This is a genomic window from Archangium violaceum, from assembly GCF_016887565.1.
GTDB lineage: Bacteria > Myxococcota > Myxococcia > Myxococcales > Myxococcaceae > Archangium > Archangium violaceum_B.
In genome coordinates, this window is record NZ_CP069396.1 from 8,010,345 (window position 1) to 8,023,198 (window position 12,854).

Below are 12,854 nucleotides of genomic sequence, written 5' to 3' on the forward strand. Positions count from 1 at the left end.
TTTCACGAACCACGCATGGGTGAATCGCCCCACAAAGAATCGCTGACACTCCAACTGGAGGCGGCCGAGGAGCGACTCCGGGTAGTGCTCGGCCTCACGGACAGTCTTGTCTTCGAGATCGACGCCGACGGCCGCTACCTCTCGGTGCTGACCCAGTCCGACGAGCTGCTGGCCGTCCCCCGTGAGGAGATGATGGGACGCACGCTCGTCGAAGTGCTCGGCCCCGAAATCGCCGCCCCCTTCATGGAGCGCATCCAGTACGTCCTGACCACGGGACAGCCCGATCGTTTCGAGTATTCGCTGGAGATCGCGGGCACACGCCGCTGGTTCAGCGCCGACGGGATGATGGTGCCCCAACGCGCGAGCGTGGCCTTCCTGGTCCGGGACGTCACCCAGCAGAAGTCGCTCGAGCTGCGGCTGCTCCAGGCGGACCGGCTGGCGGCGCTCGGCACCATGGCCGCGGGCGTGTCACACGAGGTGAGCAGCCCCCTGAGCTACATCCGCTCCAACCTCCGCTTCATCGCGGAAGGGCTGGCGGAGCTGCGGCAGGTCCTGAGCGGCGCGGAGGGCATTCCGGACCGTCCCCGCATGGAGCGCACGCTGGAGGAGTGCGAGGAGGCGCTCACCGAGGCCCAGCAGGGCACCGAGCGCATCCACCACGTGGTGGGCGACCTGAAGACGTTCGCGCGAGGAGAGGATGCGGACTCGTTGGAGGGCCAGGTGGATGTCCGGCGGGCGCTGGAGACGTCGATCAACATGGCCATGCCGGAGCTGAAGCACCGGGCCCGGGTGCTCCGGTACCTGCAGCCGGTACCACCGGTACGCGGCAGCGAGTCGCGCCTGGGACAGGTCTTCCTCAACCTGCTGCTCAACGCCGCCCAGGCCATCTCCGAGGGCGCGCCGGACAAGAACGCCGTGGAGATCCGCCTGTGGGCCGAGGACGGCCAGGTGGTGAGTGAGATCCACGACACCGGCCAGGGCATCTCTCCCGAGAACCTGAAGCGCATCTTCGATCCGTTCTTCACCACCAAGCCTGCGGGCGTGGGGACGGGCCTGGGGCTCGCCATCTGCCAGGGCATCGTCACCGCGATGCAGGGGGAGATCTCCGTGCTGAGCACCGTGGGCAAGGGCACCTGCTTCCGCGTGGTGCTGCCCGTCGCGCCCTCCACCGAGACCGGGGACTGAACCGGGAAGCGCGTGGCCGGTCAGGTGGAGGCGCCGGCCCCCGTCAGCGCCTCGCCGGGACGAGACCCCTCTCGTCCCCCCTCAGGAGAAGCCGTCATGGAGAGGAAGCTGGTGTCCGTGCAGTGCGTCGATCATCTCGAGCCGATCGCGGGCGCCGACAACATCCTGAAGGCGCGTGTGATGGGCTGGGACGTCGTCGTCAAGAAGGGCGAGTTCACCCCGGGCGATCCCTGCGTCTTCTTCGAGATCGACAGCGTCCTGCCCTCGGGGGCACCGTGGGCGGAGTTCCTCCGGCCGCGAGGCTTCCGGGTGAAGACCGCGCGTCTGCGCGGGGTGCTGTCCCAGGGGCTCGCCCTGCCCGTCTCCATCCTCTCCGGCGAGGTTCCCCCGCGGGGCACCGACGTGCGGGAGCAGCTCGGGGTCGTGAAGTTCGAGCCGGTGCTGCCCGACACGCGGGAGATCGCCGGGCCCTTCCCGGGCCAGGTGCCCAAGACGGATGAGCTCCGCCTGCAGTCGGCGCTCGGCGTCTTGGACGAGCTCCGAGGCCTCGACTTCTACGTGACGACGAAGCTGGATGGGACGTCCGCGACCTTCTTCCGGCCGCTCGAGGGCGAGCTCGTGGCCTGCTCCCGCAACTGGGCGCTGAGGCGCGGGCCGAACCCGGTGTGGCGCATGGCCGAGCGGTACGCGCTCGACACGGTCCTCCCGCCCGGCTTCGCCGTGCAGGGCGAGCTGTGTGGCCCCGGCATCCAGAAGAACCGCCTGGGCCTCTCCGATCTCGACCTGTTCGTGTTCAGCGTCCACGACACCCGGACCGGGGTGTACCTCGACCAGACCGCGCTCGCCGCGTTCTGCGCCGAGCGGGGGCTGCGCACCGTCCCGGTCGAGCACGTCGTCACGGGCGATGCCGCACGCACGTTCGACCACGGCCTCGAGCACTACCTGAAGCTCGCCCAGGGCTTCTACACGGGCACCCGCAACCGCAAGGAGGGCATCGTGGTGCGGCCCCTCGTGGAGCGCCACTCGCCCACGCTCGGGGGCAGGCTGTCGTTCAAGGTCATCAACAACGACTTCCTGCTCAAGGACGAGGACTGAGATAGTACGGGCCCATGGAGACCGACTCGGACCGGAAGGTCATCCACGAGGCCCGTTCGCCTTTTGGAACCGTGTTCGTGGTGGACGTGGGCGACCGGCGCACGCTCCGCTTCGACAGCCCCCACGGCACGGTCCAGAGCGCCATCCTCAAGAGCGAGCCGCTCGCCGTCCCCACCAGCTACGTGCGCGTGGCCACCGCCGGGCTCGCCTTCACCCGGGGCCGCTCCCGGGCCCTGGTGGTGGGACTCGGCGGGGGCGCGTTCCCCATGCTGCTGCACCGGCTGCTTCCCCGCCTGGTGGTGGACGTGGTGGAGCTCAATCCGGTGGTCGTGGAGGTGGCCACGCGCTTCTTCGGCGTCCGCGAGGACTCCCGGCTGCGCATCATGGTGGAGGACGGGGGCCGCTTCATGGCCCGCCAGAATCCCCGGTACGATCTCATCTTCCTGGACGCGTTCTCCAACAGCGGGACGCCGGACCACCTGAAGGAAGCGCTCTTCATCGAGGACGTCCGGCGCAGGCTCGAGCCCGGGGGCGTCGCGGTGATCAACATCGCGCTCGAGGAGTCGCGGAACGTGGCGTCGCGAGTCGACACCTTCGCCAGGGCCTTCGAGGGCTGCGCGCAGCTGCGCGGCGCCTCGGACACCAACAACCTCATCCTGGTGGGCACCCTGGAGCCGCCGCCCTCCGAGCCCCAGTTCTGGCATCAGCTCTGGCGGCTCGGGCGCGAGCTGGGCTTCCCGGGGCTGGCCCAGAGCGTGGTGTCCTTCCAGCGGGCCGTGCGCGTGTAGCCCGCCCCCCCTGTGCCCTATTCGAGCACGAGCTGAACGTCCACCGTGCGCGGCTCATAGCCACAGGAGCAGCACCCCGTGCGCTCCACCGCGTTCACCTGCTCCACGACATGGACCGGCCGGTAGCCCGGCGCCTGGAGCTCGACTTCGTAGCGGCCCGCTCCGTTCTGGGCGGAGCTGCACACGGCGAAGCTCGTGTTCTTCGCGCACTCGCCCTGCCCACCCCCCATCACCACATCGGGAGCGGGCCGCCCGGGAGCGCCGCTGACACGCAGGGTGAGCGCGGGAGCACAGGGGCCGCACAGCACCCTCGAACAGTCCTCTCCCTCCCACCAGGGCAATCCACATGCCGGGAGCCAGAGGACGAACGACACGGCGACGAGGGCGAGCGGGAAGCGGTTCATGGCGTCAAGAGGGAGCAATGCACGTGCCGCCCCGGCTCCCCTCGGTGGCACTCCGCGGAGCGCCTCGCGTGTGCCTCGGAAATCCGCGCCGGCGGGGAAATTCCGAGGGCCCCGCCCTCCCCGTCCCGCGACTACCGGCCGCGCGCGGGCAGCGACGTGGCCTCGCGCAGCGGCCTGCCCGACTCCTGCGCCTCCAGCCGCTTGCGCTGACGGTGGCGGAGGATCTTCTCGTACGCCACGTTCAGCTCGCGCATCTTCGCCTCCGAGCCGCCCCGGTCCGGGTGCCGCTCCAGCGCCAGCTCACGGAAGCGCGCCCGCACCACGTCCGGCGAGTCCAACGGCGACACCCCCAGCACCCGGTACGGATCCTGATCGTCCAGCGCCGCCAGCCACTGCTCCAGCCGGTCCTTCACCGCGATGAAGCGCTCGTCCGACTCCGTCTTCTCCTTCACCGGGTGCGTGCGCATCTTCGCGTCCGCACGGAAGACGTCCGTGTAGGTGCTCGACACCCAGCGGTGGCACGAACCGCAGCGGAAGTACTTCACCCGAGGGCCCGAATGGCCGGTCATCCGCACTCCACAGTGCGTGCACTCGACCTCCACGTTCTCCAGGGTCCGCCAGTTCCAGTTCGATGCAACCGCCGCGCTCATGGGTGCCCTCGACCTCTTCGCTCAGGCGCTACAGGCCTGTTGTGGGTGTCAAGGTCCCACGATCCGATCCGCCGTCAAGAAATTGGCAACCGGACGGTAAGCTCCCACCCCCGCCCAAAGGGGCCCTCGGGTGCCCGGGTTTCACGCTAGAACCGGGGGGATGCTCGAACAGACGATCGCCTTCCTCGGCGCCGGCAACATGGCCGAAGCGCTCATCAAGGGCCTGCTGCGCTCCGGCACCGCCCGCCCCGAATCCATCATCGCCACCGGCCGCCGCGGAGACCGCATCGAGGAGCTGCAGCGCACCTACGGGGTGCGCACCACCCTGGACAACGTGGCCGCCGTGCGCGAGGCGGACGTGGTGGTGCTGTCCGTGAAGCCCCAGGTGCTGGACAAGGTGCTCGTCCAGGTGGCGCCCGCGGTGGACCCGCACAAGCTGGTCATCTCCGTGGCCGCGGGCGTGCCCATCGCCGTCATGGAGCGGCGGCTGGGCGCCGGGGCCCGCATCATCCGCACCATGCCCAACACCCCCTCCCTGGTGGGGGCCGGCGCCTGCGCCCTGGCCCGCGGCGAGCACGCCAGCGACGAGGACCTGGCCGTGGCCACCCGCATCTTCCAGGCCGTGGGCATCACCACCGTGGTGGACGAGAACCTCCTGGACGCCGTCACCGGCCTGTCCGGCAGCGGCCCCGCCTACATCTTCCTCATCATCGAGGCCCTCTCGGACGCGGGGGTGAAGGTGGGTCTGCCCCGCTACACCGCCCAGAAGCTGGCCGCCCAGACGGTGCTCGGCAGCGCCCAGCTGCTCATCGAGACGGGCATCCACCCCGGCCAGCTCAAGGACCAGGTGACGAGCCCCGGCGGCACCGCCATCGCCGGCCTGCATACCCTGGAAGCAGGCGGGCTGCGCACCACCCTCATCAACGCCGTGGAGGCCGCCACCCGCCGGGCGAAGGAGCTCGGGGAGCAGTTCCTGGAGAAGTCCTAGGGCTGGCCTATACTGAGGCCCCATGAAGATCACCCCGCTCGACATCCGGCAGAAGCGTTTCGAGACGGCCCTGCGCGGCTTCTCGCGGCGCGAGGTGGAGGCCTTCCTGGAGCTCATCGCCGGTGAGTTCGAGGAGGTGGTGAAGGAGAACATCGCCCTCAAGGAGGAGCTCAAGCGCACCCAGCTCAAGCTGGAGCAGCACGTGGAGCGCGAGCGCACCCTCCAGGAGACGATGGTCACCGCCCAGCGCATCAGCGAGGACATGAAGGCCGCCGCCAAGAAGGAGGCGGAGATCATCCTCGCGGACGCCGAGCACCAGGCGGAGAAGATCGTCCACGGCGCCCACCAGCGGCTGGTGCAGGTGGTGGAGGACATCAACGAGCTCAAGCGCCAGCGCGCCCAGTTCGAGTCCCAGGTGAAGTCCGTGGTGGAGGCGCACCAGAAGCTGCTGGAGACCTTCAGCGGGCGCACCTTCGCGGACAAGGACTACGCGCGCGTCGAGGACAACGTGGCCTACCTCACCCAGAAGAAGGCCCAGAACGGCGAGTAGCCCGTGGCCGCCTCCTGGCTCAAGGAAGTCCCCGGCGCGGTGGAGCTGGCCGTGCTGGTGCAGCCCCGGGCCTCGCGCACCCGCGTGGTGGGCGAGCACGACGGGATGCTGAAGCTCCAGCTCGCCGCCCCTCCCGTGGATGGCGAGGCCAACGCCGCCCTGCTCGAGTTCCTGGCCAGACAGCTGGGTGTACCCCGGCGGCAGGTGACGCTGGTGGCCGGTGACGCCTCGCGTCGAAAACGGGTTCGGGTCGAGGGGCTTGGCGCGGCGGAGGTCCAGGCTGTTATGTCTGGGGGCACGTGAGGCCCCCATGCGCCACCTGCTGCTGCTCCTGACGTTGTTGCTGTCCCCCCTGGCGGGAGCACAAGAGGAGTATCTCGGCCCCACCCCCCAGGCGGGCCATGCCAACGGCGGCGTGGAGCCCGCGATGGTGCCCGCGGCCCGGCCGGAGCTGGTGGTGGGCGAGCTGACCACGCCCCGCTTCCGCATCCTCTACACCGCGAGATCCGAGGGCGCCGCGCGCCAGCTGGCCACCACCATCGAGTCCGTGCGCGACACCTTCGTGGGCGTGCTCGGGCGGGACTGGCCGGGGGTGACGGAGCTGCGCGTGGGGGTGAACCGCGAGGAGTTCGAGGCGCTGGCACTGCCCGGGGGCGCGCCTCCGGGCTGGGCGGTGGCGCTGGCCTACCCGGAGCACCGCATCGTCCTGCTCAACGCGCTGACGATGGCGGGGCCCGAGGGCCAGGTGACGCTGCGCCATGAGATGGCCCACGTGGCGCTGGGACAGCTCGGCAAGCGCTGGCCGCGCTGGTTCCAGGAGGGCTTCGCGCAGAACGTCACCGGAGAGAACTTCTCCATGACGCACTACTCGGCCCTCTTCCACGCGGTGACGCAGGAGAAGGTGTTCCACTTCGAGCACCTCTCCGAGGACTGGCCGGACCTGCCCTCGGACGTGGAGCTCGCCTATGCGCAGAGCGCCGCCTTCGTGGCGTGGCTGGCGGCGCGGCACGGGCCCGAGGGCATGGGCCGGCTGGTGGACGAGGTGTCCACGGGACAGCCCTTCGAGCAGGCCTTCGGCAAGGCCTTCCACGCCTCGCTCCTGGTGGAGGAGCTGGACTGGCGGGAAGGACTGGCGGCGCGCTACGGCTGGCTGCCGCTGACGACGAGCACCTCGCTGGTGTGGCTGGGGGCCACGGGGCTGGTGCTGGCGGCCTACGTGCGCCGGCGCAAGCAGAAGGCGGAGAATCTGGCCGAGATGGAGGAGCAGGAGGCCGCCGAGGACGCGGCGATGCGCGCGGCCTTCGAGGCGGAGCTCGCCCAGCAGCGGCAGCAGCAGGAGCTGGTCCCTCTCTCGCCGCCCCCCGCGGACGAGGGCACCCCGGAGACGGCGGACACGGCCGCGACCACCGAGTGGTACGAGTCGTCCGCGTCGCACGGCCCGGAATTCGAGGACGATGAGGAAGGTCCGCCTCGTCCGTCCAAGCCGACGGTGCATTGAGCTCCTCTCATCCGTCGAGGGACGAGGGTCACTCCCTACCCTTGCGGTGGGAAAAGACCTGCCCACTCACGCGACCGCGCGACCCATCCAGCGCCGCTTCGTCGCCTCCTTCGAAAAAACTACAGCCCGCTCGTGGCTCGCCCTTCGAGGGGGGCGAGCCAAACGGCTGATTTCATTGTCCCTCCGGAACGCGCGAGCGCTGGCAACTGCCTTGCTTAAGACGGCGCCACGAGAGCGGAGGACAGTGGAATGGCGGAGAACGCACGGCGAGCAGCAGGGGTAGCGAGGGTGTTCGCGGGACAGCCCGAGCGGCTCGCGGCGGCATGGCGCAGGGTGCGCTTCGCCGAGGCCCGGAAGAACGGGACACCCCCGCATAACCAATTGGACAGCGTGGTGGAGCCCTTCATCCGCGAGGTGGGCCGGAGCCTGGAAGGCAAGGAGGGCAGCCCGTGGAGTCGGACGCGCGCCGTGCTGCGGCTGACGCCGAGGCGAGGGACGCGCGCGCTGCACGAGGAGTTCGCCGCGTTGCGCCGCTGCCTGGTGGATGCGGTGGAGACGCTGGGTGGAGGAGACGCGGAGCGGGCGTTGGTGAACCGCGCGCTGGATGAGGCGGTGGACTCGGCGGTGACGATGATGGAGCGCATGGCCAATCCGCTCGCGCCGAAGCCGCGGGTGCCCTTCGCGGGGCTGGTGGTCCAATTCTTCGAGCGCTCGGAGGGGGCAAAGGAGAAGAAGCCCGCCCCGAGCGATGGACGTGTGGCGGTGCATTGAGTTGAGGGGGGTGCCGACCCGTCCGGCTTGATGCCTCCAGTCTTGGGAGGCGTCCGAGGGCCGGCGGTTGAAGGGGGCGCGCTGACGGGCGAAATGGGGGGCCCGAGGCGCGAAAAGGGGGCGAGTTCCCGCCCGGGGGGGCGGTGAGCCGCGAGGAATGGCCGCTGGAGGCCGCGTGATCGGGGGTTCACGCGCCTCGACGGCCGGACGGGTCGGCGTTGTTTTCCGTGGGCGGACGTGCACGTCGGTGCGCGTCCGCCCATGTCTTTTCAGGCCTCCCTGAACCGGGTGCCGGTGATGCCAGCGTCATCCATGGCCAGCTTGATGCGCTCGGTGACGATGATGGCGCCCGTCCATCCCCAGGGACGGCAGATGTTGGCGTCGCCGAGTCTGGCCGGATCTACCTTCAACCCGTAGACCTTCTGGTATTTGCCGACCAATTCCGGCTCGCCATCCTCGGGCGTCCAATACGCCACCTCCTCGCACCGGGCGTCGTCGATGCACCGGATGACTTGCAAGACATTGAGGATGAAATAGGGCTCTGACCTTCCCTCCACCTGGGCAGGAATGAACTGGACCTCCTTTTCGAGCTCCAGGCTCTGGAAGAGGGAGACGACACGCTCGGTCACCACGGGCGTAGCAAGCTCGGTCAGGCTGAAATCAAGCGGGATGCCGAGATGGGAAATCCCGAGAATGGGCCTTCCCGCCAGATGGATGGCTTTCCCTTTGTCGAACAGCCAGGGATCCACTCCTTGCCCATGCTCGTCGATGTCCTTCTGCTTCAACACCCAACGACCTGGGACACTCATTTCGTCCCACAATTCGAAGTAACGAGGAGGAGAACTCATGGCCTTCTCGTGGCAAGTTTGTTGAGTTTCGAACCGGACGTACAGACTTCACCAGCAATCATATCGAGAGCCTTCGTCAGCCTACTTCGACAGTCGACCAAGAGCCTGCAGTCCCCCAGCGATGCGCGGAGACGACTGAACACCGCTTCATGATAGTCCTTGGGATGTGGCCCCACGTGGCCAACGAGATAGACGATGTTCGCTGGATCATCGAAGCTCATTCCAGCTCGGTCAAACAGGTCCTTGAACCGTGGAGTCCAAGGACCGCCAGAGGCGTCGGAGATGTCGTTCTTGTCGGTGGCGAGGTGATGCGCCTTGGCGTCACCCTTGTTCGAGGCGTCCCGGCAATCTCCGGTCGTCCGGGCCGAAGCAGCCACCGAGGCCAGTGCGGATGCCGTCGTATTGGCTGACACGCCCATGAGCACCACCGTGCCGTCCGCCACGCTCACCTGAGCGCGTGCCCCGGCCCCGAAGGTGAAACCGCCTCCCCCTCCCCCTCTCCCGAAGGCGAAGCGTGGAGGCGAAAGGCGCGCCCATAGCCCGCCCCTGGGCACCTCCGGCAATCCCTTGGCCAACTTCGCCCCCGCCACCGTCACCAGCACCCGCAGCCCCACTCCCCCTATTGCCTTTCCAAAGCGCTCGGCCACTGCCTCCAGTTGCTCCTGCGTCTTCGCCGCCTCCGCCTCCCGGTACAGATTCAGGCAAGCCACCCCTACGGTGTGCAGCTCCACCGCGCTGTATGTCATCAGCAGCCCGAGCGTCACCGCCGCGGCCAAGGCCTTGGAGAACACAGGCTCGGGCGCAGCCCACGCCGCCATGTACAGCATCATGGACACGGCCATGGAGTACGCGACGGTGGGCGAGGTGAGCAGTTCCATGGCCGCCTCGCGCACTCCTTCGTCCATGTAGCGAGGCGAGAGCTTGAGCGCCTGGAACCACCGGCTGTTCTCCAGCGATGCCGCCAGCGGCAGGGAGGACGGACCCTGGAGCTCCACGAAGGCCGCGCGCACACGCCGCTCCAGGTCCGAGGGCGGAGCATCTGACAGGGGCCCGAGGAACATGCCCGCCCTCACCACGCCTACCGGTGCTCCCGCCAGTGAGGGTGGCATCGACCGTGGCCCCACCACCTGGAACCCAATCTCCAGGGCTTCCACGAACGCTCGTGCCTCCTCCACGGAGAACCGTGTCAGGGCCGGCTCCGGCCCGAGTTGCCTGAAGGTGAGCACCAACCTGCGGCCCTCCTCGGGACCGGGGTATTGGCGCACCGTCACGGTTTCAGGTGGAGCACCTCGGGCCGAGAGCGGCACCAGCAACAGCAGGCTCAAAACAAGGACGACGCGCGAAAACATCAGTGCGCGTCAGCCCATGTCTTTCCCGCCCCCACTTCCACCTTGAGGGGCACCTTGAGCTTCATCACGGCGGACATGCATCGCCGCGACAGCTCCTTCACCGCCTCCACCTCCGCATCCGGGGCCTCGAAGAGGAGCTCGTCGTGCACCTGCAGCAGCATCCGCGTGCGCAGGCGCTGCTTCTCCAACTCCTTGTCCACCGCCAGCATGGCCTCCTTGATGAGGTCCGCCGCCGTGCCCTGGATGGGCATGTTGATGGCGGCGCGCTCGGCGGCCTGCACCACCTGGCGGTTCTTCGCGTTCAGGTCGCCCATCGGCCGGCGCCGGCCGAAGAGCGTCTCCACGTAGCCCTTCTCCTTGGCCACCTTCACAGTCTCGTCCAGGTAGCGCTTGATGCCCGCGTAACGCGTGAAGTAGCGCTCGATGATGTCGCGCGCCTCCTCCACCGGGATGTTGAGGCGCGTGGACAGTCCGTGCGGGCTCAGTCCGTACGCGATGCCGAAGTTGACCGTCTTCGCCACCCGCCGCTGATCCCTCGTCACCTGGTCCTGCGCCACCCCGAAGATCTCCGCCGCCGTGCGGCTGTGGATGTCTTCATCCCGGGCGAAGGCGTCGATGAGCACCGGGTCCTCCGCGATGTGCGCCAGCAGCCGCAGCTCGATCTGGCTGTAGTCCGCGGAGACCAGCTGGTGGCCCTCCTCCGCGATGAAGGCACGGCGGATCTCCATGCCCAGCTCGGTGCGGATGGGGATGTTCTGCAGGTTCGGATCCGACGAGGACAGCCGCCCGGTGGCCGTCGCCGCCTGGTGGTAGGTCGTGTGGATGCGCCCATCTGGCGCCACCAGGTCCGGCAGCGTGTCCAGGTACGTGCTCTTGAGCTTGGACAGCGAGCGGTACTCGATGATGGCTCGCGGCAGCGGGTGCACCTCCGCCAGCTTCTCCAGCACCTCCTGGTCCGTGGAGGGCCCCGTCTTGCCCCGCTTCAGGACGGGCAGCTCCAGCTTCTTGTAGAGCACCTCCGCCAGCTGCGGATTGGAGCCCACGTTGAACTCGGTGCCCGCCAGCTGGTGGATCTCCTTCACCTTCTGCTCACACTCGGCGCCCACCTTCTCGGAGATCTCCCGGAGCACCTTCACGTCCAGCTTCACCCCGCGCTCCTCCATGCGCGCCAGCAGCGGCACCAGCGGCATCTCCAGCTCGCACGCGAGCTTCGCCAGCTTCAGCCCTTCCAGCTCATCCCACAGTCCAGGGGCCATTCGCCGCGCCACGTCCGCCCGGGCCGCGTAGGCCACCGAGACCTCCTGGGGCGAGAACTCCTTCAACGCCCGCGCCTTGCGACCACTCGTGACCGGCAGCTCGGGCAGATCCACCTGGAGCCGCTCGCGGGACAGGATCTCCAACCCGTGGTCACGCCGCGAGGCATCCAGCAGGTAGCTGAGCAGCTCGACGTCGTCCTCCCCTCCCCGAAGCTCAATGCCCTCGCGGTGGAGCAGCAGCGAGAGGGCCTTGAGGTCGTGCCCTCCCTTCGCCACCTTCGCGTCCTCCAGCACCCCCTGGAGGGCCGCCTTGAACTCCGCGGGCCGCACCTGCTCCACTCCCAGTCCCTCGTGGCCCAGCGGCACGTAGCGCGTGGTGCCGTCCTCCAGCGCCACCCCCAGCCCCACCAACGTCGCGGCGAAGGGCAGGCCCTCGTAGGCGGGGATGAGCGTCACCGCGCTCCCCTCGCGAATCTTGGCGGCCAGCGCCTCGAGTCCCGCCTTCGTGATGACGATCTCCGTCTCCAGCGTCAGCTTCGCGGGCTCCTGGGTCGGCGCCTTCGCCGGCAGCTCCCGCAGCAGCGCGGAGAACTCCAGCTCCGTGAAGAGCTGGCGCAGCTGCTCCTCGTGCACCGGCCGGCGCTTCAGCTCCTCGATGGACACACCCAGCTCGAGGTCCGTGCGGAACGTCACCAGGTCGCGCGCGCGCAGCAGGCTCTCGCGGTGCGCGGCGATGGCGTCGCGCATCTTCGGCTTCTTCACCTCGGGGAGCCGCTCCAGCAGCGCGTCCACGCCGCCGAACTGGGTCAGCAGCTCCACCGCCGTCTTCGGGCCGATGCCCGGCACCTTCGGCACGTTGTCCACCGCGTCGCCGATGAGCGCCAGGTAGTCGCGCATCTGCCGGGGCTCGATGCCCAGCCGCTCCTTCACCTCGGCGGGGTCCGTGTAGCGCTCGTTCTGCGGATCATAGAGGTGCACGTCGTCATCGACGATCTGTACGAAGTCCTTGTCCCCCGTGACCACCAGGACGCAGAAGCCCTCGGCCTTGGCGCGCTTGCTCAAGGTGCCGATGACGTCGTCCGCCTCCCAGCCAGCCACCTCCAGCACGGGCAGGTTGAGTCCCTCCACCACCCGGCGGATGTAGGGGAACTGCTGGCTCAGGTCCGGCGGCGTCTCCGCGCGGTTCGCCTTGTAGTTGGGGTCGATCTTCTGACGCTCGGCGCGGCTCTCCTTGTCGAAGGCGAGCGCGACGTGGGTGGGGTTCAGCTCCTTGAGCGCCTTGAGGACCTGACGGGTGAATCCCAGGGTGGCGTTGGTGGGCACACCCTGGCGGTTCGTCAGGGGGGGAATCGCGTGATAGGCGCGGAAGATGAAGCTGGAGGCGTCGATCAGGACGAGGCGGGGCGTGCCGCTCGGAGGGCTCGGAACCATAGACCCCCGGCCTTAACCGACCCCCCAGCCCCCTGTCCATG

General features: G+C 68.8%; 13 protein-coding genes. 8 read left to right on the forward strand and 5 right to left on the reverse strand.

Annotated elements, in window-relative coordinates:
- Nucleotides 1-15 precede the first annotated feature (15 nt).
- From JRI60_RS31860 to JRI60_RS31870, 3 genes are all read left to right on the forward strand, one after another.
- Nucleotides 16-1,185: a sensor histidine kinase gene (locus JRI60_RS31860; RefSeq protein WP_204219705.1), complete on the forward strand. Its 1,170-nt coding sequence runs from the start codon at nt 16-18 to the stop codon at nt 1,183-1,185.
- Between the two features lie 96 nt (nt 1,186-1,281).
- Complete coding sequence (locus JRI60_RS31865) at nt 1,282-2,280, forward strand: RNA ligase family protein (RefSeq protein WP_204219706.1); 999 nt, start codon at nt 1,282-1,284, stop codon at nt 2,278-2,280.
- 14 nt (nt 2,281-2,294) lie between these two features.
- Nucleotides 2,295-3,068: a spermidine synthase gene (locus JRI60_RS31870; protein ID WP_204219707.1), complete on the forward strand. Its 774-nt coding sequence runs from the start codon at nt 2,295-2,297 to the stop codon at nt 3,066-3,068.
- A 17-nt stretch (nt 3,069-3,085) separates the two neighbouring features.
- Here the strand turns inward: JRI60_RS31870 and JRI60_RS31875 are convergent, their stop codons facing one another.
- Both JRI60_RS31875 and JRI60_RS31880 read right to left on the reverse strand, forming a co-directional pair.
- Nucleotides 3,086-3,472: a hypothetical protein gene (locus tag JRI60_RS31875; RefSeq protein ID WP_204219708.1), complete on the reverse strand. Its 387-nt coding sequence runs from the start codon at nt 3,470-3,472 to the stop codon at nt 3,086-3,088.
- Between the two features lie 131 nt (nt 3,473-3,603).
- Nucleotides 3,604-4,122: a J domain-containing protein gene (locus JRI60_RS31880; protein ID WP_204219709.1), complete on the reverse strand. Its 519-nt coding sequence runs from the start codon at nt 4,120-4,122 to the stop codon at nt 3,604-3,606.
- A 160-nt stretch (nt 4,123-4,282) separates the two neighbouring features.
- On the opposite strand from JRI60_RS31880, the gene proC reads away from it, so the two are divergent.
- The 5 genes from proC (at nt 4,283) to JRI60_RS31905 (ending at nt 7,929) form a co-directional block, all read left to right on the forward strand.
- Nucleotides 4,283-5,110, forward strand: coding sequence for a pyrroline-5-carboxylate reductase (gene proC, locus JRI60_RS31885; RefSeq protein ID WP_204219710.1), 828 nt, complete (start codon nt 4,283-4,285; stop codon nt 5,108-5,110).
- 22 nt (nt 5,111-5,132) lie between these two features.
- Nucleotides 5,133-5,660 (forward strand): DivIVA domain-containing protein, encoded by a 528-nt coding sequence (locus JRI60_RS31890; protein ID WP_204219711.1) that lies wholly within the window; start codon nt 5,133-5,135, stop codon nt 5,658-5,660.
- Nucleotides 5,661-5,663: 3 nt separating this feature from the next.
- Nucleotides 5,664-5,963 (forward strand): DUF167 domain-containing protein, encoded by a 300-nt coding sequence (locus JRI60_RS31895; RefSeq protein WP_204219712.1) that lies wholly within the window; start codon nt 5,664-5,666, stop codon nt 5,961-5,963.
- Nucleotides 5,964-5,970: 7 nt separating this feature from the next.
- Nucleotides 5,971-7,158: a peptidase MA family metallohydrolase gene (locus JRI60_RS31900; RefSeq protein ID WP_204219713.1), complete on the forward strand. Its 1,188-nt coding sequence runs from the start codon at nt 5,971-5,973 to the stop codon at nt 7,156-7,158.
- A gap of 249 nt (nt 7,159-7,407) precedes the next feature.
- Nucleotides 7,408-7,929, forward strand: coding sequence for a hypothetical protein (locus JRI60_RS31905; protein ID WP_204219714.1), 522 nt, complete (start codon nt 7,408-7,410; stop codon nt 7,927-7,929).
- A gap of 269 nt (nt 7,930-8,198) precedes the next feature.
- On the opposite strand, the gene JRI60_RS31910 is transcribed toward JRI60_RS31905, so the two are convergent.
- From JRI60_RS31910 to polA, 3 genes are read right to left on the reverse strand one after another with little or no spacing between them, the layout of a single operon-like run.
- On the reverse strand, nt 8,199-8,717 hold the full coding sequence (locus tag JRI60_RS31910; protein WP_239469824.1) for an imm11 family protein: 519 nt from the start codon (nt 8,715-8,717) through the stop codon (nt 8,199-8,201).
- Nucleotides 8,718-8,773: 56 nt separating this feature from the next.
- Nucleotides 8,774-10,126 (reverse strand): AHH domain-containing protein, encoded by a 1,353-nt coding sequence (locus tag JRI60_RS54675; RefSeq protein WP_204219715.1) that lies wholly within the window; start codon nt 10,124-10,126, stop codon nt 8,774-8,776.
- A complete protein-coding gene (polA, locus tag JRI60_RS31920; protein WP_204219716.1) occupies nt 10,126-12,813 on the reverse strand; it encodes a DNA polymerase I in 2,688 nt (895 codons plus the stop codon). The genes JRI60_RS54675 and polA overlap by 1 nt, the downstream gene beginning before the upstream one ends.
- Nucleotides 12,814-12,854 lie beyond the last annotated feature (41 nt).

Bases quoted from the DNA above. Each gene is read 5' to 3' on its own strand.
- JRI60_RS31860 (WP_204219705.1), top strand. From the start codon at position 16: ATGGGTGAATCGCCCCACAAAGAATCGCTGACACTCCAACTGGAGGCG.
- JRI60_RS31865 (WP_204219706.1), top strand. From the start codon at position 1,282: ATGGAGAGGAAGCTGGTGTCCGTGCAGTGCGTCGATCATCTCGAGCCG.
- JRI60_RS31870 (WP_204219707.1), top strand. From the start codon at position 2,295: ATGGAGACCGACTCGGACCGGAAGGTCATCCACGAGGCCCGTTCGCCT.
- JRI60_RS31875 (WP_204219708.1), bottom strand. From the start codon at position 3,472: ATGAACCGCTTCCCGCTCGCCCTCGTCGCCGTGTCGTTCGTCCTCTGG.
- JRI60_RS31880 (WP_204219709.1), bottom strand. From the start codon at position 4,122: ATGAGCGCGGCGGTTGCATCGAACTGGAACTGGCGGACCCTGGAGAAC.
- proC (WP_204219710.1), top strand. From the start codon at position 4,283: ATGCTCGAACAGACGATCGCCTTCCTCGGCGCCGGCAACATGGCCGAA.
- JRI60_RS31890 (WP_204219711.1), top strand. From the start codon at position 5,133: ATGAAGATCACCCCGCTCGACATCCGGCAGAAGCGTTTCGAGACGGCC.
- JRI60_RS31900 (WP_204219713.1), top strand. From the start codon at position 5,971: ATGCGCCACCTGCTGCTGCTCCTGACGTTGTTGCTGTCCCCCCTGGCG.
- JRI60_RS31905 (WP_204219714.1), top strand. From the start codon at position 7,408: ATGGCGGAGAACGCACGGCGAGCAGCAGGGGTAGCGAGGGTGTTCGCG.
- JRI60_RS54675 (WP_204219715.1), bottom strand. From the start codon at position 10,126: ATGTTTTCGCGCGTCGTCCTTGTTTTGAGCCTGCTGTTGCTGGTGCCG.
- polA (WP_204219716.1), bottom strand. From the start codon at position 12,813: ATGGTTCCGAGCCCTCCGAGCGGCACGCCCCGCCTCGTCCTGATCGAC.